Source organism: Aureimonas mangrovi (genome assembly GCF_014058705.1).
Classification (GTDB): Bacteria; Pseudomonadota; Alphaproteobacteria; order Rhizobiales; family Rhizobiaceae; genus Aureimonas; species Aureimonas mangrovi.
Map to the genome: position 1 here is coordinate 3,285,912 of NZ_CP059692.1, position 19,188 is coordinate 3,305,099.

The window sequence follows — 19,188 nt, forward strand, 5'->3', positions numbered from 1 at the left end:
CCCGCGTCGCGCCCTTATTCGAGCCGCGCCCAGACGTTTCCGTCCTTCGACGAGCGGACGGCGGCCTCGATGAAACGCATTCCGTCGAGCCCGTCCTCCACGGTGGGGAAGATCACGCCGGCTTCAGGATCGCCGCCGTCCCGCGCGGCGAGGATCGCGGCCGCGACCTCTGTGTAGATCGTCGCAAAGCCTTCCAGGTAGCCCTCCGGATGGCCGCTCGGGATGCGGCTCACGCGCGCGGCCTGCGGCCAAGCACCGGCGCCGGCGCGCGTCAGAAGCTGCTTCGGCTCGCCGAGCCGCGTGAACCAGAGCGCGTTCGGCTCGGCCTGCAGCCATTCGAGCCCGCCCTTCTCGCCGTAGACGCGCAGCTTCAGCCCGTTCTCGTTGCCGACCGCGACCTGGCTCGCCCACAAGAGGCCCTTCGCACCGCCCTCGTAGCGCAGCATGATCTGCACATCGTCGTCGAGCTGGCGCCCCTCCACGAAGGTCGAGAGGTCGGCCAGAAGCTCGCGCGCGCGCAGCCCGGTAACGAAGGCGGCGAGGTTGTAGGCATGGGTGCCGATGTCGCCGATGCACCCGCCTGCGCCCGAGCGCGCGGGATCGGTGCGCCACTCGGCCTGTTTGGAGCCCGCCGCCTCCACCCGCTCGCTCAGCCAGTCCTGGGGGTACTCGACCTGCACGAGACGCAGCGCGCCGAGTTCGCCCGCCTCCACCATCGCACGCGCCTGCCGCACCATCGGGTAGCCCGTGTAGTTGTGGGTCACCGCGAAGATGCGGCCCGTGCGCTCCCGAAGGGCGACGAGGTCCTGCGCCTCCGCGACGTTCATCGAGAGCGGCTTGTCACAGATGACGTGGATGCCCGCCTCCAGGAAGGCTCTGGCGGCCGGTGCGTGGAGATGGTTCGGCGTGACGATCGACACCGCCTCGATCCCGTCCGGCCGCGCGGCCTCGGCCCGTGCCATCTCCTCGAAGGAGGTGTAGGCGCGTTCGGGCGCGATGCGCAGTTCGGCGGCCGAGGCACGCGCTCGTTCGGCATCGGAGGACAGCGCCCCCGCGACGAGTTCGTAATGACCGTCGAGCCGCGCGGCGATACGGTGGACAGCACCGATGAAGGCGCCCTGCCCGCCGCCCACCATGCCGAGCCGGATGCGCCCGCCACCGACCCTCACGGCGTTCTCGTTCGCTTCGATCGTCATCACGCGCCCTCCCCGAGGCCAAGCATCGTGCGATTAGCCGCATCGTCCGTGCCGGCCCCGGCGAAGTCGTCAAAGGCGCGTTCGGTCGTGCGGATGAGATGCGCCGCGATGAAGGGCGCGCCTTCCGCGGCGCCCTGCTCGGGATGCTTGATCGCGCATTCCCATTCGAGCACCGCCCAGCCGTCGAAGCCGTATTGCGTGAGCTTGGAGAAGACGGCGCCGAAATCCACCTGCCCGTCGCCGAGCGAGCGAAAGCGCCCGGCGCGGTCGACCCAGGACTGGAACCCGCCATAGACGCCCTGACGCCCGGTCGGGTTGAACTCTGCGTCCTTCACGTGGAAGGCACGGATGCGCTCGTGGTAGATGTCGATATAGGCGAGATAGTCGAGCTGCTGCAGCACGAAGTGGGAAGGATCGTAGAGAAGGTTGGCGCGCGCGTGCCCGCCGACGCGCTCCAGGAACATCTCGTAGGAAATGCCGTCGTGCAGATCCTCGCCCGGATGGATCTCGTAGGCGATGTCGACGCCCATCTCCTCGGCGTGGTCGAGGATCGGCCGCCAGCGCTTCGCGAGTTCGTCGAACGCGGCCTCGACGAGGCCGGCCGGGCGCTGCGGCCAGGGATAGACGTAGGGCCAGGCGAGCGAGCCGGAAAAGGTCGCGTGGGCCTTGAGACCGAAATGGCGCGAGGCCGTAAGGGCCCGGCGCACCTGATCGACCGCCCATTCCTGGCGCGCCTTCGGGTCGCCGCGCACCGAGGCATCGGTGAAACCGTCGAAGGCGATGTCGTAGGCCGGATGCACGGCGACGAGCTGGCCCTGCAGGTGGGTGGAAAGCTCGGTGATCGTCAGCCCATGGCCGGCGGCGATGCCGGCGATCTCGTCGCAGTAGTCCTTCGATTCGGAAGCGCGCTTCAGGTCGAACAGCCGCGCGTCCCAGGTGGGAATCTGTACGCCCTCGTAGCCGAGCGAGGCGACCCACGCGCAGATCGCGTCGAAAGAGTTGAACGGTGCCTCATCGCCGGCAAACTGCGCCAGAAAGATCCCCGGCCCCTTGATGGTCTTCACGTCGCGCGACCTCCCTTGCAACGTCTGGAGCGCCGCGCGCCCATGCGGACCTGCGAGGCGTCGCTCCCCCTCCTCCGTCCGCGCATCGCACCTGTAGGCCGATCGCGGTCGCGGCCTCCCGACCGCCCGCGGAGGATGCACGCTCATGCGCGCCATGGCTAGAGACGATCGGCCTCCAAGCTTCGAGACGCGGCCTCAGGCTCAGCACACCCGCGGAGAAGATAGGACAGCGGTTGAGCGGCCGTTCACAAAGGCTGACCGGCGCCGCGACCGGCGAAACCTGCTGCGTCCCGAAAGATATGCGGGAACCGAAAGGGTTCATGGCCCACGCGTTCCTGTCGTGTCGCGGAACGATTTCGTCGGGGGATGGATCGTTTGGCGGACGCAAACGTTAACGAACCCATACCGGTGTTGCCGAGGGGGACCGAATTGCGTCCGATCGAAAGCCGGCAGAAGTAAAGGAGACCACCATGAAACGAGTTTTTGCCACGGCTCTGGTAACCGCCATGATCGGCGCCAACGTCGCACAGGCCGCCGATATGCCTGTCTACGAGCCCGTCGAGGCTGTTCCGCTGGTTCAGGAGCGTGACGGCGTGCGCATCGGCTACATGACGTGCGATATCGGTGGGGGTGTCGGCTACGTCCTCGGTTCTGCCAAGACACTCGATTGCGTGTTCCAGTCGACGGTGGGCGCGCAGACGACGGAGGTCTACACCGGCGTCATGCGCAAGATGGGCGTCGATCTCGGCTTCACCACGCGCGGTCAGCTGGTCTGGGCTGTGCTGGCGCCGACGGCCGGCTATCATCTTGGCTCGCTCGGCGGTGTCTATCAGGGCGCGACGGTCGAGGCGACGCTCGGCGCCGGTGCAGGTGCCAACATCCTCGTCGGCGGTACGGCCGGTTCGATCCAGCTCCAGACCGTGAGCCTCAGCGGGCAGATCGGCCTGAACGCTGCGGCAACGGGCACCTCGGTGACACTGACGCCGGCCGTCTGATCGAAAGACCTTCCATAGAAACAGGGCCGCACGCAGCCATGCGTGCGGCCCTTCTCATGGGGAAACTCTGCGGACATCGCTCGCCGCTTTGCGCGCCCTCAGTCCAAGTGCCCAAGGATCGCGTGGGCCGCCTCGACACGGCTCGCGTTCGGATAGTTGCGATTGGCGAGCATGACGACCGCGACACCTCGCGCCGGCACCATCGCGACATAAGCGCCGAAACCACCGGTCGATCCTGTCTTGTTGAAGAACGCCTCGGCGGGAGCCTCGGCAGGAGCAGCGATTTCCTGCGGCTCCAAGGCCATCTCGGTGGAATTGCCTTCGAGCAGCGCGTCGAGGTCTTCCGCGTCGTCGTAGCGCTCCCAACCGAGCGCCTGTGTCATCGGACCGACGGTGTAACGCCCGCGCCGGGTCTCGCGCACAGCCGCCTGCCAGTCGGTATCGAGCCCCGTGCCCTCCATCTGCGCGGCCACGAACCGGGCGAGATCAGCCGCCGTCGTCTTGATGCCGTAGGCTTCCGAGTCCAGCGCGCCCGGCGTCACCCGGATGGCCTGACCGTCGCGCGAGGTGCCCCACGCATATTCGCCCATGCGAGCCTGCGGCACGCGCACGAAAGTATCGGCGAGACCGAAGGCTGGCATGAGCGTGCGCTCCATTGCCATGTCGAAGCGCTCGCCTAGAGCGCGGGCCGTCAGATATCCGAGAAGACCGATGCTCGGATTGGAGTAGAGCCGGTGGGAGCCGGCCTCGAAGGGCGGGTCGAAATTCCTGTAGAAGGCGACGAGACCATCCTCGCCCGTCACCTCGTCGGGAAACTGCAGCGGCAGGCCGCCGGCCGCGTAGGTGCCGAGCTGGTCGAGGCTCGCCGTGCCGATCGCGCTGCCCTCGATCTGTGGCATATGCTGAGCGGCGCTGTCGGCTAAAGCGAGACGTCCTCTCTCCTCTGCGTAGGCCGCAAGGGTGGCGGTGAAGAGCTTGCTGACCGAACCGACCTCGAAGATCGTATTCTGGCTCACCGGCTCCTCGCCCTCTGGGGCAGTGACACCGTAGTTGAAGAAGCGCACCTCGCCGCCGGACAGGACGGCGACCGCCATGCCCGGAACGTCGTGCTCAGTCATCACCGGCTCGATCGCCGCATCGACGACCGCTTCGAGATGCGGGCCGCCCTGCGCCCACGCCGGTGCGCTTGCCAGCGTCATTGCGAGTGCGAGCGAGGATGCCGCGAATTTGATTGCGGGGCTCATGATGGTTCCCTGATGTCGGGCAAGGGTCCACAAAGCGGGAGCAAACCCCTCCCGCCGGCCTTTGCTGCGCTTTCGTTTTGGCACAGCCTGTCTATAGCCAAGCGGCGCTCAAGCCGGCAAACGACCAATTCTCGCCGCTGTCGCAAGAAAAATTTGAGGCTCTACCGGGTGGTCCGTCCGCATCTTCCTTTGACAGCGCTGCGCGCCTTCGAGGCGTCGGCGCGCCATCTGAGCTTCACGAAAGCGGCGATCGAACTCTTCGTCACGCAGGCCGCCGTCAGCCATCAGGTGCGCTCACTGGAGGCTTCCCTGGGTGTCTCGCTCTTCGAACGCCTGCCTCGTGGCCTCATGCTGACGCGCGAGGGCGAAACGCTGCTGCCGGCGGTGCGCGAGGCCTTCGACCGCATCGGCACGACGCTGGAGCGCTTCGAGGGCGGACGCACGCGCGAAATTCTGCGGGTCGGCGCCGTCGGCACCTTCGCCGTCGGCTGGTTGCTGCCACGCTTGCCCGACTTCCAGGCTCGCCATCCTTTCGTCGACCTCCGGCTCTCGACCAACAACAACCGGGTGGACGTCGCGGCGGAAGGCCTCGATTTCGCGATCCGGTTCGGCGGCGGCGCCTGGCACGGAATGGAGGCGCGCCCGTTGATGGAGGCCGCGCTGTCGCCGATCTGCCTGCCGCGCATCGCGCGCCGCTTGGCTGCGCCCGAAGACCTTCTCGCCGAGACGCTGCTGCGTTCATATCGCGCGGACGAATGGGCGCGCTGGTTCGCGCAGGCCGGGGTCGAAGAGCCGCGGCGCCTCCCACGCTCGATCGTGTTCGATTCCTCGCTGGCAATGATGGAGGCCGCGATCCAGGGCGCGGGCGTCGCGCTCGCTCCGCCATCCATGTTCGCTCGCCAACTCGGCGAGGAGACGGTCGTTCAACCCTTCGCGACCACTGTGACGCTCGGCTCCTATTGGCTGGTGCGCCTGCAATCGCGGCCCGAGACGGCGGCGATGCTGGCCTTCGCGCACTGGCTTCAGGAGACCTGATCGGGGTGCCTCGCCCCGAACGGGCGTTTTGGATTTGCGCGCAAGGGCGACTTCGGCCGAAGATGTGCGGGCCGGATCACCGGCAGGGGAGGAGAGCCGGCATTACGCGGAGATGACGGCACCCGGGAGGAGGGTATAGCAATGAAAATTCGTTCGGCCGTGCTTCGGGAAATGGGCGCGGCGCACCCCTTCGCGCAGAGCCGCCCTCTCTCCATCGAGACGCTGGATCTCCAGGCGCCGGGCCCCGGAGAGGTCCTTCTGCGCATCCGCGCGGCGGGCTTGTGCCACTCGGACCTTTCGGTGATCAACGGCACGCGCCCCCGGCCGATGCCCATGGCTCTCGGCCACGAGGCGGCCGGCGAGATCACGGCGCTCGGCGAAGGCGTAACGGATTTGCAGGTGGGCGATCATGTCGTGCTCGTCTTCATGCCGAGTTGTGGCCACTGCCTGCCCTGCTCGCAGGGGCGGCCGGCGCTCTGCGAACCGGGCGCGGAGGCCAACGGCAGGGGCACGCTGCTTTCGGGGTCCATCCGTCTGCGCGAGCACGGCCGCGAAGTGCATCACCATATCGGATGCTCGGCCTTCGCCGACCACGCCGTCGTCTCCCGCCGCTCGGTGGTGAAGGTCGACAAGGACCTGCCCTTCGAGGTGGCCGCGCTGTTCGGCTGCGCGGTGCTGACAGGCGTCGGCGCCGTCGTCAACACGGCCAAGCTCCAGCTCGGTCAGTCAGCGGCGGTGATCGGGCTGGGCGGCGTCGGCCTCGCGGCCGTTCTCGGCGCCGTCGCTTCGGGGGCCTCGCGCGTGGTCGCGGTGGACTTGTCGGAGGAGAAGCTGCGAATCGCACGCGAACTCGGAGCGACCGACACGGTGCTCGCGACACGCGCAGATGCGGTCGAGGCGGTGCGCGCGATGACGGAGGGCGGCGCGGATTTCGCCTTCGAGTTCGCCGGTTCGGCCCGCGCGCTGGAGGCGGCCTATCGCATGACACGCCGCGGCGGCACCACGATCACCGCCGGCCTGCCGGCGCCCGACGCGACGCTGCCCGTGAACATCGTCAACCTCGTCGCCGAAGAGCGAACCGTGAGAGGCAGCTACATCGGCACATGCGTGCCTGTCCGCGACATTCCCCGCTACGTCGCGCTCTACAAGCAGGGGCGGTTGCCGGTCGACCGCCTCGGCTCCGGCGTGATCACGCTCGACGAGATCAATGAAGGCTTCGACCGCCTTCACGAGGGCTCTGTCGTGCGTCTGGTCGTGGGGATGGAAGACGGGCCCCGCACGACATAGCCGCGCCGAATGGCGAACCCGTCAAAGTGGACCCATCACGGCCCGCCGTGAAAACCGGTTGAGCGACGGGACCTGCCGCACTCCCGCGAGGCGTCCACGGACGGGTGCGAAGCCTCCTCGATCGCAATCAAGGTCGCCCGCCACAGCCCGGCACCATTTCGAGACTGCGCCTAGGCAGCCATGCGATGAAGGGCTTCGACGATCTTCGACGTTTCGTACGGCTTGGGGAAGAAGACGCTTCGGGAAGGCATTCTGACTTTCTCGACGCTGAAATAGCCCGATGTCAGGATGATCTGGATCGGCGGCCAACGATCGCGAATGAGAGCTGCCATCTTCATGCCGTCCATCCCGCGCGGCATATCGATATCGGAAAAGACGATGCCGACATCGCGTCGTTCTTCGAGAATCTCGATGGCCTGAATGGCATCGGCCGCCTCGACGGCCTCGAACCCGGCGTCTTCGACAAGGTCGACGGCGGCCATCCGCAAGACGGGTTCATCCTCAACGACGAGCACCACCTGGCGCTTCGGATCACCTTCCTTCATCGACATCACGCCTAATGCTGCTGGACTTGATCCAAGGGCGCAGAGAAGATCGCCTTGAACCCTTCCGGTGGGTAATGGAGCTCGCTGCCGCCTGTTCCAGTCAATCCCATGCTGATCAACCGCGAACCGAAACCACGACGATCGGGCTGCTGCGGGCTGGGTCCGCCGCTCTCCTCCCATCGAAGGATCAGCTCTCCGTTCGTGTTGATCGACCATGCCAGGGCGACGTGGCCGGTCTCGTTCGACAAAGCGCCGTATTTCAGAGCGTTGGTCGCAAGTTCGTGAAGAAGAAGGGACAGCGAAAGGGTGGCACGAGGGCCGAGCGTGATGTTCTCGCCCGAGAGGCTGAAGCGATCCCCCATCTCGAAATTTGCAAGCACAGCATCGACGACCTGTCGAAACTGCGCTGCCGACCAGTTCTGCTGCAGCAGGACGTGATGGGCCGACGCGATCGCATGCAGCCGCTTCTTGAAGGCCTCCACCGCGTCCTTCTCGGTCACACCGCGCAACGTCTGCGTCGCGACCGCCTGAACCATCGCCAGCGTATTCTTCATACGATGCGAGAGTTCCTCGTTCAGGATATGCTGCCGGGCCTCGGCGGCCTTTTCATCGCGCATGTCGCGCGAGATGTTCGCATAGGCGACAACTTCCTCACCACCATCGCGCAGACCGATGATGTCGTAGAGGACGGGGATCAACTCGCCGGTGCGGAAGTGTCGAAAGGTGAGTTCGCCCCGCCAGTGACCGTCACGATCGACCGCCGGCAGCACCGTGGCCGCAATTTCCGGCCACTGCGCCGGATCGAAGTAATCTCGAATGGATGTGCGCTCGGCACTGGATGCGTCCGTCAGGCCCACCAGATCGCGCCCTGTCTCGTTGACCCACTCCACGGACCCGTCGAGCCGAGCGACACCGATGAAATCCCCGGACTGTTCTACGATGCGCGCGAGGCGGCGCGTCTCCTTCTCGCTGACCTTGCGTGCGGTAATGTCGATGGCGGATCCGGAGAAGCGCTTCGCCTTGCCATCGCGCGTGTAGATCATCCGCCCCTTGCACTCGACCCAGCGCAACGCCTGACCGGGGATAAGAAGTCGATACTCGACCCGGAAATCCGCGCCATTCTCGAATGTGTCCCTTATCCTTTCGCGCAGGCGGCCGAGATCATCCGCAACGACGAACTCCTGATACTCTTCCATGGTCAGGCCCGCAGCAGCAAGGTCCGGGTCGAGACCGTAGAGACGGGCGAAATGAGCGTCCCCATGCAGGAGATCGGTCTCGACAATCCAGTCCCAGAGGCCAACGACGCCTGACGCGGCAAGCGCGATCTGAAGACGTTCGTCTGCATTCTCGAGACGAAGATTGGCTGCCCGGTATTTTTCTCCCGCAGCGTCGCGTTCCCGGATTGCGCGGCGCAGCTCCATCTGGGTCATGACCTGACGTGCGAGACGCTCCAGCGTGACGGCCTGATGGGTCGTCAGCCCATCGGGTCGGGGAACATTGTCCAGGACGCAGAGGGTGCCAATGGCGACACCGTCCGAGGTTTCCAGCCGTGCGCCTGCATAGAACCGGATGAAGGGATCGCCTGTGACCAGCGAGTTTAATTGGGTTCGCGGATCGAGGGTAAGATCCGGGATGATCAGAAGGCCGGTCTGCTCCAGCGCATGCGAACAGACCGACTGCTCGATCGGTGTCTGGCACGCATCGAATCCGACACGCGCCTTGAACCACTGCCGATCATCGACGACGAGGCTTATGAGCGCAGTCGAGGTATGACAGATTTCGCGTGCCAGATGAACGATATCCTCGAACGCGTCCTCCGGCGGCGTGTCCAGAATGGCGTAAGTGTCCAATGCGGCGAGCCTTAGCTCGTGCGCAGACGGAGAATTCGTGTCATGTAGCAGTGTGGCGGAAGCCATGATGGAGCCTAAGTCCGGTCTCGCTGATGACGCCCCGGGACGATGCGCTCCGGAATGGATCAGGCGCCTTCATTTACTGAAGTTTCATGGTCGTGGCCAGCGATCTTCGCTGCGCGCGATCGTTCGCCGGGCGTTGCCCTCAACGGGGAAGCCGCAGGTACGCGGCCACGACCGACGTCGCCGATCGGCAGCAGACCAACTCCACGGTCGTATCCGGGGAATCACAGCTGCCCCCCATCGCCCTGGGGAGTGGGAGCTTCGACTGACCTCTGTTCGTCGGCAACACGCGACGAAATCCCATATGACGCTGACGTTCCATATGACAGGAAGGGGGCGAGAGCCCCCTTCCATACTTCCTTGACGTCTACGGGAGACCTTACTCGGCAGACTCGAACTCAGGCGCTTCTTCGAGCTGCTCGCGCGTATAGTTGACCATGATGTGGTCGATGCCCGCGCCGTCCCAGCCCCAGCCTTCACCGCTTTCGGCCATCGTGCCGGTTCCGGTCCCGGCCGTTCCACCCATCGTGCCCGTCGTCCCGGTCGCGGGCGCGGTTTCCGTGGTCGTGCCCGAGGGTGCCGGGGCGGCGCCGGCGTCAGCCGGGGCCGTCGTCTCCGCAGCCGTGTCGTCCATCGCCGCAGCTTCCTCGGCCATCACGAACTCGAGCTGGTCGGTGGCGATCGCCACGTCCTTCGTCCCGATGCCGAGGAAGCCGCCGACACCGACCACGATCGCCTGCACCTGACCCTGATTGTCGAGGAGGAGATCGTCGACCGCTCCGATGCTCTCGCCATCGGCGCCCTGAACGTCAGCGCCCATCAGGCCGGAGCCGAGCATCTGGCTGCCTTCCTGATAGGTGATGAAGCCGCCCTCGTTCGCCATGCCACCCATCGAGCCGGCATCAGGGCCCTCGGGCATCGGCGTGGTGCCCTCGGATTCCATCGCCGGCTCGTTCGCCGGAGCCTCCGGCGCTGTGGTCTGGGCATAGGCGGTGCCCGCCATCGCGACAGAGGTAAGCATCGTTGCGATAAGAAGATTCTTCATTTTCAGTCTCCCGATTCCGGTTTCGCAAGGTCAACGGAGGCTGCCCTTCCGATGTTCCGAAAATTCGGGACGCGAACCGCGGCTCGCGCGACAGTCACAGATGCCAAGCCACCGTAAGCCGCGAGAGTTTTCAACAGGCAGTAGGGCCTACATCGCAGCCAAGGACGGCATGTAGTTTCACGTCGCAAGCGGGCGGCCAGTCGTTCTCATTCAAGGATGGCCGCTGACCCGCGACATGTTCAAATATGGGACGTTGGGCATCTAGACCTATCCTGGATAGTGCGCATGGCATCCGATATTCGAACATGTCGGCCTGGATGCGCAGGATCGTCCCGACGAGATACCGCGCAGATAGGGAACGCAACTCCTACCCTTGATCGTTCTCTGCACATCAGAACGGCAGGGATCGATATGAGACGTCAGCGGCCAACGCATTCGAACGGGACCTGGGGCAGCGCCCTGCAACTGCTCCTTATGACCGCGGCCAGCAGCGGTATCGCGCTGGTGATCGGCTATCGGGCAAATCGTGAAAGGGCGGCCGAGCTCGATCGACGCGCTGACGCGCTGGAAGGCCACAAGGAGAAGAGCACCGAGGCAACTTCCGCGACGAAGAGGGAGGGAGGCAATGGCCGAAGCGCGGAACAGCCCAGCGACATTCCTGCGCAAGGCTGGAAGGCAATCCTCTATCGCACGTATGAGGAGTTCAACAACGATCGCCTGATGCTGGTGGCTGCGGGCCTGACGTTCTACGTCCTGCTCGCGATCTTTCCTGCGCTCTCGGCAATCGTGTCGATCTATGGGCTTTTCGCCGATCCCTCCACCGTTGCCGAGCATCTGGACACGCTGGAGGGCGTCGTTCCCGCCGGCGGAATGGACATCATCAGCGAGACGTTGGCTCGGCTTGCTAGCCAAGAGGCAAGCACGCTGGGCTTTGGTCTGGTGTTCGGTCTCGGTGTTGCGCTGTGGAGTGCCAATGCCGGGATGAAGTCGTTCTTCGACGCTTTGAACATCGTCTATGAGGAAGAGGAGAAGCGCAGCTTCGTCCGTCTGACCTTGGTCACGCTCGGCTTCACCCTCGCTCTGATCGTTTTCCTGATCGCGGCTATCGGCGCGATCATCGTTCTGCCGATCGCCCTGACCTATCTTCGGCTCGGCACGCTGGAGCCATGGCTTTTGCTGCTGCGCTGGCCGGTGCTCCTCGTGGTTGTGGCGCTCGGCATCTCGGTGATCTTCCGGTACGGGCCGAGTCGCGAGAAAGCGCGTTGGCGCTGGGTGAGTTGGGGCTCGGCCATCGCAGCCATCCTATGGCTGGTCGTCTCCCTTCTGTTCTCCTGGTACGCGGAAAACTTCGGAAGCTACGATGAGACGTATGGCTCGCTCGGAGCGGCCGTCGGCTTCATGACGTGGATCTGGATCTCTTCCATGGTGATCCTTCTCGGAGCCGAGTTGAACGCCGAACTGGAACACCAGACCGCCAAGGACACCACGACCCCGCCGGAGCGACCAAGCGGCCAACGGGGCGCGCGAATGGCGGACGAGGTCGCGTGAGGCTGGCCTTCAGCGTCACACGATTGCGTAGCCGGCGAACCATTTGAGATGGAACGACCGCGCGGCTGCAACGTCTGCCTTTGACGACCCTCGATCCGAGTGAGCGAACAGAAGGACGCCGACGATGAAAGCTCTCTGCTGGCACGGCACAAACGACATCCGTTGCGATACGGTCGACGATCCGCGCATCGAGGATTCGCGCGACGTCGTGATCAAGGTCACGAGTTGCGCGATCTGTGGATCGGACCTGCATCTGATGGACGGGCTGATGCCCGAGATGCATAGCGGCGACGTGCTCGGACACGAGTTCATGGGCGAGGTCGTCGAGGTCGGCTCGCCGGACCATCCGCTGAAGAAGGGCGATCGCATCGTCGTCCCCTTCAACATCAATTGCGGTGAATGCCGCATGTGCAAGATGGGCCTCTACTCCTGCTGCCAGCGCTCGAACCGCAACGCCGACAAGGCCGCCGAGATGTTCGGCTACCCGATCGCCGGCCTCTTCGGCTATTCGCATATTCTCGGTGGCTATTCCGGCGGCCAGGCCGAGTATGTTCGCGTACCCATGGCCGACTTCGCGCCGATCAAGGTTCCGGACGGGATGAGCGACGACGACGTCCTCTTCCTCACCGATATCTTCCCGACTGGCTATCAGGGCGCCGAGCAGTGCGATCTGAAAGGCGGCGAGACCGTCGCGGTATGGGGTTGCGGACCGGTCGGTTTCTTCGCGATCCAGTCCGCAAAGCTGCTCGGCGCCGAGCGGATCATCGCCATTGAGACCGTCCCGGAACGGATCGAACTCGCCCGGCGCGCCGGCGCGACAGACATCATCGATTTCGCCAAGGAAGACGTTTTCGAGCGGATCAAAGAGATTACCAAGGGCGAAGGTGCGGACGCGGTGATCGAGTGCGTGGGCATGGAAGCCGATGCCGGCCACGGGCAAGGCGGCGTCCTGTCGGCCATCAAGAAGAAGGTCGCACCGGCTGAACGCGAGTTCGCGCTCACCCAGGCGATCCAGTCGGTGCGTCCCGGCGGTGTCGTGTCGATCCCTGGCGTCTACGGCGGCCCACTGTCGATCAACATGGGCCAGGTGGTGCAGAAGAGTCTGACGCTGCGCAGCGGGCAGACGCACGTCAAGCGCTACCTCGACCCGCTGACGAAACTGATCCGGGAGGGCAAGGTCGACATGACCTCGCTCATCAGCCATCGCAGCGCCGATCTTGCCGAAGGGCCGGACCTCTACAAAGCCTTCAAGGAGAAGCGCGACGGCTGCACAAAGGTCGTCTTCAACCTCGGCTGACAACAGGCGGCCGTCCGCCGCTCTTGATGGATAGGAGTTCACCATGGGAACGACCCTGAAGGCCCAGTTCGAAACACGACGCGACGCAGAGATGACCGTTGAACGCCTCGTGCAGGAGCATGGGATCGAGCGGACCGACATCTTCATCGCACCCGTCAGCGCGCAGAACAGCGCCGGCGTCAAATCGGCCGGCGCAGACCGCGAAGCGGGCGAGCCGAGTGTCGAAGGCCGCGCGGACACTGCGTCGAACGGGCCGATCGAGGTTTCTGTCGAGATAGCCGACGAACAGGCGGCGACGACGATCCGAGATGCCTTCTCGGAGTTCGATGCGCATGACGTGAACCAGAGCTGATCGCGCGAGCTTACCGAAATGCCGTCGGCGATCAGCCTTTGATCACCGGCGGCATTTTGTCGTCGACGTCATTTATCGGAACACCCACCCGACCGTGCCGTTGCTCTCTCTCACACGGGAGAACTCCAATGTTCATGCGCGTCGACAAACTGCAGGCGGATTTGCCTGCGCCGAAGAAAGCCGACCCAAACGCTGCCGCTGCTCTGCAGGAGCTGCTCGGCGGAAAATACGGTGAAATGTCCACCCTCGGGAACTACATGTTCCAGAGCTTCAATTTCCGTTCCAAGGACAAGTTGAGGCCCTTCTACAGCCTCGTCGCCTCGATCACCGCCGAAGAGCTTGGCCATGTCGAGCTTGTCTCCAACGGCGTTGCCATGGTCGCCAACGGTCCCGACAAGCCAAAAGGCGACACCGGCGATGGCGGCGACATCTCGGGTGCGCCGTTCGCCGACATGAAGGACATCCGATCTGCGGCCTCGTTCCTGTCCGGCGGCGGCGGCGCCATGCCGGTCGATTCCAACGGTATTTCCTGGAACAACGGCTACGTCACGACGACCGGCAACGTCGTCGTGGATCTGCTTCACAACTTCCACCTCGAGTGCGGCGCTCGGCTGCACAAGCTGCGCGTCTATGAAACGGTCTCGGACCCGACCAGCCGTGAAGTCTGCGGCTACCTCCTGGTGCGCGGCTCCGTCCACGCGCATGCCTACGCGTTGGCGCTGGAGAAGATCACCGGCGTCAAGATCAAAGATTTCCTGCCGACGCCGAACATCCCGCTCGGCAACATCCCCGAATGCCAGAAGTATCTGGACGAGGGCTCGCATCGGCGCCTCTACACCTGGAGCCCGAACGACTACAAGGAGATGTCGGGCATCTGGGGCAATGGCGAGGTGGCGCTGCCGGACGATCCTCCGGGCGAACTCGAGGTGGTCGAAGGCATGCCGGACGGCGGCAAGATCCACCAACTGACTGGTGTGCCCTCGGCTTTTACCCCGGACTACGCTCCAGAGGAGATGTTCGAGATCGCCGAGAAGCTGACCAAGGCAGCTCGCTGACCGAAACGGGCCATGGGACGTCCATCGACATCCCGTGGCCCTACTCGAGGAGTTGCGCAGATGAATCTCACGGACGAAGAGCGCGAAACGTTGCGCGCGATGCGAGCGATCACAATCGACGAAAACGGCAGCGAGATTTTTGTCGGACTGGACCCCGCGGAAAGCGACGAACTGTTGGCCTTCACACGCAGGGACGAGGCCGAAGGAGTATCGACGAGCGATCCACGGTTCCGGACGCTACGGGAAAAGCACGAGGCCGAACGCGAGGCCATAGCTCAAGGGCAGGAGCATCTGGATCGCTCTCACCGTATTTGACACGTCTCGTGCCGGATCCACCAACATGCACGGGAACGCCCCGCCGGAAAGCGAACTTAACTTCGCGCTATGACGCAGGAGAATTCAATGGTTACCACAGTCGGAACTGAAACAACGTTCGAGAAGCTGGTACAGAACCTGCTGGTTCTGGAGCACGATGCAATCGCCGCCTACGAAAAGACGATCGAAAAGCTGGACGATTCAGCCTCGAAGGCGAAGATCGCGGAGTTCAAAGCCGATCACGAAAGCCATGTCGGTGAGCTGACGCGGCTTGCCGGCACCATCGGTACGCAGGTGCCTCAAGAAGGTGACGCCAAGCAGTATCTCACCACCGGCAAGGTGGCGTTGGCTTCGATCATTGGTGACAAGACCATCCTGAAGGCGATGTCGACCAACGAGATCGAGACCAAAATGGCCTACGACCACGCTTCGAAGAACGAGGTCGCGACGCCTGATGCCCGGGCTTTCTTCCAAAAGGCGTTCGCCGATGAGAGCCGGCACAAGGACTGGATGGACGCGGCAGCCAGCGCGTAGGCCGCAAGCTGGGAAAAGGGCCGCGGGGCCCTTTTCCCTTATCCAGCGTTTTAGTTTGCGCGCGGGCGATCACCGTCGGTTCAGCAAATCGGCTTGCCGCCCTCGCAGCGCAAACCAGCGATGTCTATGTGAGAATAACCGATCTCGTAGGTTTTGAACCGTTTGGGCTTCTCGCGGTCGATCTTCGGCAGACGGGCGATGCCATGGCGTTGCAGCAGCGATGCAGTGATAACCGCGTCAGATGGGAATGACGTCTCTCAAGGTGATGAAAACGTCATCCGCGGTGGGCGGGCTGGACCTGCAGCCTCACGATCGTGGCCTCCTCAACCGCTGAAAGGACTGGCTACGTCGCTCGTGCAGCCCATCGGCTCGTTCTCGACCACCGCCTGTGATCGCCATGTCTTGACCGTCCTCTCATTGAGGCCGAACGGCCGGGCGAGTTCCGCGGACGAAGCCTGAGATCGCTTTGGCTCCGCTCGCACGGCGTGGTTTTGGCGCTCCTCATGAGAAACCTGGCCTATAGCGCATCCCTCCCCGACGGTGACAACGATAGGCCGTCATCCCCCGGGACTAAACAACCAGCGCAGGGTTTGCATAGAGCTGGACCCCATCAACGCGAATTACTGGCACGCCGTCAGATATGTCGAAGATTGCAGGCCGCTCTATTTCAAGCAACCATCCCGACCGGATCATGTACTCGAGCAGATCACCTTCGATCACCCGAGAGTGGGTTCCGATCAAAACACGTCGGACATACCGCTTGATATCGTCGAAATTGCTCTTGATGAAGTCCGCTTCGCCGCCCTGGATGTCTATATGAAGGAGATCGATTGGAAGATCTCCCACAATCTCCCTCAGCGGGAATGACTCGAGAATATAATAGTCGCCCAATCGATCAGCTTCAGCGAGCTGTTCATCAGATGCGTTGAAGATCGGAGCGCTGCCCCATGAACCACCTGGATTTGCAGACCGCGGGAAAAGCGCTTTCCCGGAACTCGGAGCTGCTACACCGTGAATGATACGGAATTCAGACGGCGAGAATCCATTCAATTTCAGCGTGGCTACCGCCGAAGATATATGAACGTCGTCGCCCTCGATGCCGATCAGATCAATCTCAAGGCCGCGTGATCGCGCCGCCGCGCCGGCGTTGTTGAGCCAGCACCCCCATCCGCAGCCCAATTCAACCATACGGAACAAGCCCTTGGCATGGTCCACTGCGCGCAAAGCCGCGCCCCATTCTGCAATATCCGCGTGCCAGTTGGCCGGGATCGGCAGCGGTTCGACCGATCCTTCGTGCCCAGCGAGAAGCCCGCCGAACGCTGCAGGATCTATGCGGACACCGAGAAAATTGGTGAGCAGACCACCCGCTGCCACTCGATCCTGTTTCTCGTATTTCTGGATCAAGGCGATGGGATCAAATGCGGCGTTGTAGTGCTCGAAAGGGCTGCTCACGACTTTGGTTCTCCTGCATGCCTGGGGAACCGTAATCCCTCACTCCCGCAGCGCAACCACCCGCTTGCCTCGATCGAGTTTTTTCCTGTCCGCATCATCGGAATTCCGCCCGCAGCGGCGCAGCTGCTCGACTACGCACGCACCACGGAGGTCGAGACTCAAGGCCTGGCGGGCTATAACGCCATCTTCGGCCGAACAAGTACCAGCTCTGCGAGCCCATACCCTAGTATGACGGTGGACGAAGTGATCGACGCACAGGCGGCTTGGTCGAGACGGTTCGGCTCGTCGCTACGGTAGGGACGAAGCCTACGATTTCCATTGCCAACAAAATTTCTTCTAATGTCTGACAGCAAGAAAAAGCATCTTTTCCGTACTGTTTTTATGTGATGGGCTGCTGACGTTAAAGGACGCGACGCAGGCGCGTCAGATCGTTTGACTGAGGCGGGAGGCTCGCGATGACGGTGAGGCACGATCAGGAGACGCATCGCTCTCAGGCATCGGCCATCTTTCAGGCGTGGGGCATGCCGTTCGAGAACGCCGAGCAGACCTCGCGTGTCCTGACATGGGCAGATCTTCATGGTGTCGAAAGCCACGGCATCGCGATGATTGTGGAATACAACGAACGCCGTTCTAACCGGCCTATCAATTTTGCCAACGTACCCTTCGTCGTCCGCGAGACGCCCGTCAGTGCGCTGATGGACGGCGACGGTGGTCTCGGGCACGTCACCGCAACGAAGGCGATGGAACTGGCCGTCGCAAAGGCCCGCGGGAGCGGGGTGGGCCTCGTCTCGGTTCGCAACTCGGGACATTTCGGAGCGCTAGGCTATTTCACATCAATGGCGGCCGAGGCGAACCTCGTCGGCATCGCCGCGACCAGCGTCTTCGGCATCCGCGTTCCTCCAACTGGCGGCTCGCAGGCCCGTTTCGGAACCGACCCCTGGTCGTTCGCCGCGCCGGGCGCCGATGGGAAGCCCTTCCTCCTTGACATGGCGACGACCACCGTCGCCTCGGGCAAGGTGCGCAACAAGATCGTCGAGGGGCAGGAGATGCCGCATGGTTGGGGTTTCGATCCTTCAGGACGGCCGACCACCGACCCCGCGCAGGTGATGAACGGGGGCTTTCTGTCGCCGCTCGGCGGGACGGCGGACAGTGGCGGCCACAAGGGATACGGCCTCGCGGTGATGGTCAACATCCTCGCCTCCTGCCTGTCCGGCTCGACGCTGATTACCGATCCGATGCACTCGCGCCAGCCGAAGGGCCTCGATGTCGGTCATTTCTTCATGGCCTTCGATCCGGGCCTTTTCCGGGAGGTCTCGGACTTCCGCACCGACGTCGCGCGGCTTTGCGACGACCTTCGCGCGACGATGCCGGTGAACCCGTCGACACCCGTGAAAGTCGCCGGAGATCCGGAGCGGGAGCACCGCATAAAGCGCGAGCGGGAGGGCATCCCGATGGGGCATGGATTGTTCGAGCGCTTACGGCGTATCGCCGAAGAAAGCGGCGCTCCCTGGCTTTTGCAGGCGACCGTGGACTCAGATCATGGTGAACGGAAGGAAGCCCCAACCGAGATGTACTCATGACAAAAATTGTCGACAATATCCTGCCGACTGAGGAGTGGAAACCATTCGGAGCCGGGGCTCGCGGGGGCGCCCGCCCGATCGCACGAGCCGAAGGGCTGTCGTCTAAGGTGTTGCGCGAGATCGAGCGGCTGATCTTGTCGGGCGAGCTTCTGCCGGGCGAGCGCGTGAACGAGTATGCCCTTGCCGAGAAGCTCGCGGTCAGCCGCGCGCCGGTACGCGAGGCAACGCGCGCGTTGGTCCAGATGGGGCTGCTGACCTCCATTCCAGCGCGCGGGGTCTTCGTGCGCGAGATGTCCGACACGGAAATCGCGGAGAACTACGACATCCGCGCCCTTGTTACCGGACTGATGTGCGAACGCGTCGCCGAGCGGCGGTCGGATGCGGAAGTCGAGGAACTGGCCGCCCTCGTGCGGGGCATGGACGAGGCGGTCCGCAGCACGGATGTGCCGCGCTACTACGAAATCAATCTGACCTTCCATCGACGCATCGGCGAGATCGCCGACCATGGTAGCGCACTGCGCCTCTACGACGATCTCATCCGTGCCACCCACGCGCTGCGGCGCTCGCTCTTCGCGCCGGGCACGACCAACAGCGAGCATGCGGAGCTCGTTGAAGCGTTCCGCGAGCGTGACGTGGGCAAGGCCAAGCGCCTTGGCGAGGAGCACGTGCTGCACGGCAAGCGACGCTGGAAGGCCGCCAAGACGGCAACCGGGCAAACCAGTTAAAGCCAA

At 63.8% G+C, this 19,188-nt stretch carries 18 protein-coding genes and 1 pseudogene; 11 read left to right on the top strand and 8 right to left on the bottom strand.

The genetic code is table 11. The features are described from left to right. Positions 1 to 14: 14 nt before the first annotated feature. Together H1343_RS15915 and H1343_RS15920 are read right to left on the bottom strand one after the other, a co-directional pair. Positions 15 to 1,196: a Gfo/Idh/MocA family protein gene (locus H1343_RS15915; RefSeq protein ID WP_185983805.1), complete on the bottom strand. Its 1,182-nt coding sequence runs from the start codon at positions 1,194 to 1,196 to the stop codon at positions 15 to 17. Further along, on the bottom strand, positions 1,196 to 2,260 hold the full coding sequence (locus H1343_RS15920) for a sugar phosphate isomerase/epimerase family protein (RefSeq protein ID WP_185983806.1): 1,065 nt from the start codon (positions 2,258 to 2,260) through the stop codon (positions 1,196 to 1,198). The genes H1343_RS15915 and H1343_RS15920 overlap by 1 nt, the downstream gene beginning before the upstream one ends. Before the next feature lie 470 nt (positions 2,261 to 2,730). Here H1343_RS15920 and H1343_RS15925 point away from each other — a divergent pair, with 470 nt between their 5' ends. After that, positions 2,731 to 3,255, top strand: coding sequence for a DUF992 domain-containing protein (locus tag H1343_RS15925; RefSeq protein WP_185983807.1), 525 nt, complete (start codon positions 2,731 to 2,733; stop codon positions 3,253 to 3,255). Between the two features lie 98 nt (positions 3,256 to 3,353). Here the strand turns inward: H1343_RS15925 and ampC are convergent, their stop codons facing one another. After that, positions 3,354 to 4,499: a class C beta-lactamase gene (gene ampC / locus H1343_RS15930; protein WP_185983808.1), complete on the bottom strand. Its 1,146-nt coding sequence runs from the start codon at positions 4,497 to 4,499 to the stop codon at positions 3,354 to 3,356. A gap of 168 nt (positions 4,500 to 4,667) precedes the next feature. Here ampC and H1343_RS15935 point away from each other — a divergent pair, with 168 nt between their 5' ends. Further along, positions 4,668 to 5,534: a LysR family transcriptional regulator gene (locus tag H1343_RS15935; protein WP_185985714.1), complete on the top strand. Its 867-nt coding sequence runs from the start codon at positions 4,668 to 4,670 to the stop codon at positions 5,532 to 5,534. Between the two features lie 141 nt (positions 5,535 to 5,675). Further along, on the top strand, positions 5,676 to 6,821 hold the full coding sequence (locus tag H1343_RS15940) for a zinc-dependent alcohol dehydrogenase family protein (RefSeq protein ID WP_185983809.1): 1,146 nt from the start codon (positions 5,676 to 5,678) through the stop codon (positions 6,819 to 6,821). Positions 6,822 to 6,991: 170 nt separating this feature from the next. Here the strand turns inward: H1343_RS15940 and H1343_RS15945 are convergent, their stop codons facing one another. The 3 genes from H1343_RS15945 to H1343_RS15955 all read right to left on the bottom strand — a co-directional run bounded on the left by H1343_RS15945 (position 6,992) and on the right by H1343_RS15955 (position 10,324). Continuing rightward, positions 6,992 to 7,372 carry a response regulator gene (locus tag H1343_RS15945; protein WP_246333160.1) on the bottom strand — a complete coding sequence of 127 codons (381 nt, stop codon included), beginning with the start codon at positions 7,370 to 7,372 and terminating at the stop codon, positions 6,992 to 6,994. 5 nt (positions 7,373 to 7,377) lie between these two features. Then, complete coding sequence (locus H1343_RS15950) at positions 7,378 to 9,216, bottom strand: HWE histidine kinase domain-containing protein (protein ID WP_185983810.1); 1,839 nt, start codon at positions 9,214 to 9,216, stop codon at positions 7,378 to 7,380. 442 nt (positions 9,217 to 9,658) lie between these two features. Next, the gene (locus tag H1343_RS15955) at positions 9,659 to 10,324 is read right to left on the bottom strand and encodes a PRC-barrel domain-containing protein (protein WP_185983811.1); all 666 of its coding nucleotides are present in this window, start codon (positions 10,322 to 10,324) and stop codon (positions 9,659 to 9,661) included. Between the two features lie 411 nt (positions 10,325 to 10,735). Between H1343_RS15955 and H1343_RS15960 the strand changes: the two genes are divergently transcribed. The 6 genes from H1343_RS15960 to H1343_RS15985 all read left to right on the top strand — a co-directional run bounded on the left by H1343_RS15960 (position 10,736) and on the right by H1343_RS15985 (position 15,425). After that, on the top strand, positions 10,736 to 11,872 hold the full coding sequence (locus H1343_RS15960) for a YihY/virulence factor BrkB family protein (protein WP_185983812.1): 1,137 nt from the start codon (positions 10,736 to 10,738) through the stop codon (positions 11,870 to 11,872). Between the two features lie 124 nt (positions 11,873 to 11,996). Then, complete coding sequence (locus tag H1343_RS15965; RefSeq protein ID WP_185983813.1) at positions 11,997 to 13,169, top strand: zinc-dependent alcohol dehydrogenase; 1,173 nt, start codon at positions 11,997 to 11,999, stop codon at positions 13,167 to 13,169. Between the two features lie 91 nt (positions 13,170 to 13,260). Then, the gene (locus H1343_RS15970; protein WP_210270050.1) at positions 13,261 to 13,521 is read left to right on the top strand and encodes a hypothetical protein; all 261 of its coding nucleotides are present in this window, start codon (positions 13,261 to 13,263) and stop codon (positions 13,519 to 13,521) included. A 128-nt stretch (positions 13,522 to 13,649) separates the two neighbouring features. Next, positions 13,650 to 14,576, top strand: a complete 927-nt coding sequence (locus H1343_RS15975) for a manganese catalase family protein (protein WP_185985716.1) — start codon at positions 13,650 to 13,652, stop codon at positions 14,574 to 14,576. Positions 14,577 to 14,636: 60 nt separating this feature from the next. After that, positions 14,637 to 14,891 carry a hypothetical protein gene (locus H1343_RS15980; protein WP_185983815.1) on the top strand — a complete coding sequence of 85 codons (255 nt, stop codon included), beginning with the start codon at positions 14,637 to 14,639 and terminating at the stop codon, positions 14,889 to 14,891. Between the two features lie 87 nt (positions 14,892 to 14,978). After that, positions 14,979 to 15,425: a DUF2383 domain-containing protein gene (locus H1343_RS15985; protein ID WP_185983816.1), complete on the top strand. Its 447-nt coding sequence runs from the start codon at positions 14,979 to 14,981 to the stop codon at positions 15,423 to 15,425. 92 nt (positions 15,426 to 15,517) lie between these two features. On the opposite strand, the pseudogene H1343_RS17220 reads toward H1343_RS15985, so the two are convergent. After that, positions 15,518 to 15,946, bottom strand: a pseudogene (locus tag H1343_RS17220) (transposase family protein); the annotation flags it as partial. A gap of 49 nt (positions 15,947 to 15,995) precedes the next feature. Further along, positions 15,996 to 16,877, bottom strand: a complete 882-nt coding sequence (locus tag H1343_RS15990) for a class I SAM-dependent methyltransferase (protein ID WP_185983817.1) — start codon at positions 16,875 to 16,877, stop codon at positions 15,996 to 15,998. A gap of 455 nt (positions 16,878 to 17,332) precedes the next feature. Between H1343_RS15990 and H1343_RS15995 the strand changes: the two genes are divergently transcribed. Beyond that, a complete protein-coding gene (locus H1343_RS15995) occupies positions 17,333 to 18,457 on the top strand; it encodes an Ldh family oxidoreductase (protein WP_246333161.1) in 1,125 nt (374 codons plus the stop codon). Then, positions 18,454 to 19,182 (top strand): GntR family transcriptional regulator, encoded by a 729-nt coding sequence (locus H1343_RS16000; RefSeq protein ID WP_185983818.1) that lies wholly within the window; start codon positions 18,454 to 18,456, stop codon positions 19,180 to 19,182. Before H1343_RS15995 ends, H1343_RS16000 begins: the two co-directional genes overlap by 4 nt. Positions 19,183 to 19,188: the final 6 nt, after the last annotated feature.

Bases quoted from the DNA above. Each gene is read 5' to 3' on its own strand.
- H1343_RS16000 (WP_185983818.1), top strand. From the start codon at position 18,454: ATGACAAAAATTGTCGACAATATCCTGCCGACTGAGGAGTGGAAACCA.
- H1343_RS15960 (WP_185983812.1), top strand. From the start codon at position 10,736: ATGAGACGTCAGCGGCCAACGCATTCGAACGGGACCTGGGGCAGCGCC.
- H1343_RS15965 (WP_185983813.1), top strand. From the start codon at position 11,997: ATGAAAGCTCTCTGCTGGCACGGCACAAACGACATCCGTTGCGATACG.
- H1343_RS15980 (WP_185983815.1), top strand. From the start codon at position 14,637: ATGAATCTCACGGACGAAGAGCGCGAAACGTTGCGCGCGATGCGAGCG.
- ampC (WP_185983808.1), bottom strand. From the start codon at position 4,499: ATGAGCCCCGCAATCAAATTCGCGGCATCCTCGCTCGCACTCGCAATG.
- H1343_RS15955 (WP_185983811.1), bottom strand. From the start codon at position 10,324: ATGAAGAATCTTCTTATCGCAACGATGCTTACCTCTGTCGCGATGGCG.
- H1343_RS15995 (WP_246333161.1), top strand. From the start codon at position 17,333: ATGACGGTGAGGCACGATCAGGAGACGCATCGCTCTCAGGCATCGGCC.
- H1343_RS15925 (WP_185983807.1), top strand. From the start codon at position 2,731: ATGAAACGAGTTTTTGCCACGGCTCTGGTAACCGCCATGATCGGCGCC.
- H1343_RS15915 (WP_185983805.1), bottom strand. From the start codon at position 1,196: ATGACGATCGAAGCGAACGAGAACGCCGTGAGGGTCGGTGGCGGGCGC.
- H1343_RS15975 (WP_185985716.1), top strand. From the start codon at position 13,650: ATGTTCATGCGCGTCGACAAACTGCAGGCGGATTTGCCTGCGCCGAAG.
- H1343_RS15985 (WP_185983816.1), top strand. From the start codon at position 14,979: ATGGTTACCACAGTCGGAACTGAAACAACGTTCGAGAAGCTGGTACAG.
- H1343_RS15940 (WP_185983809.1), top strand. From the start codon at position 5,676: ATGAAAATTCGTTCGGCCGTGCTTCGGGAAATGGGCGCGGCGCACCCC.
- H1343_RS15945 (WP_246333160.1), bottom strand. From the start codon at position 7,372: ATGTCGATGAAGGAAGGTGATCCGAAGCGCCAGGTGGTGCTCGTCGTT.
- H1343_RS15970 (WP_210270050.1), top strand. From the start codon at position 13,261: ATGACCGTTGAACGCCTCGTGCAGGAGCATGGGATCGAGCGGACCGAC.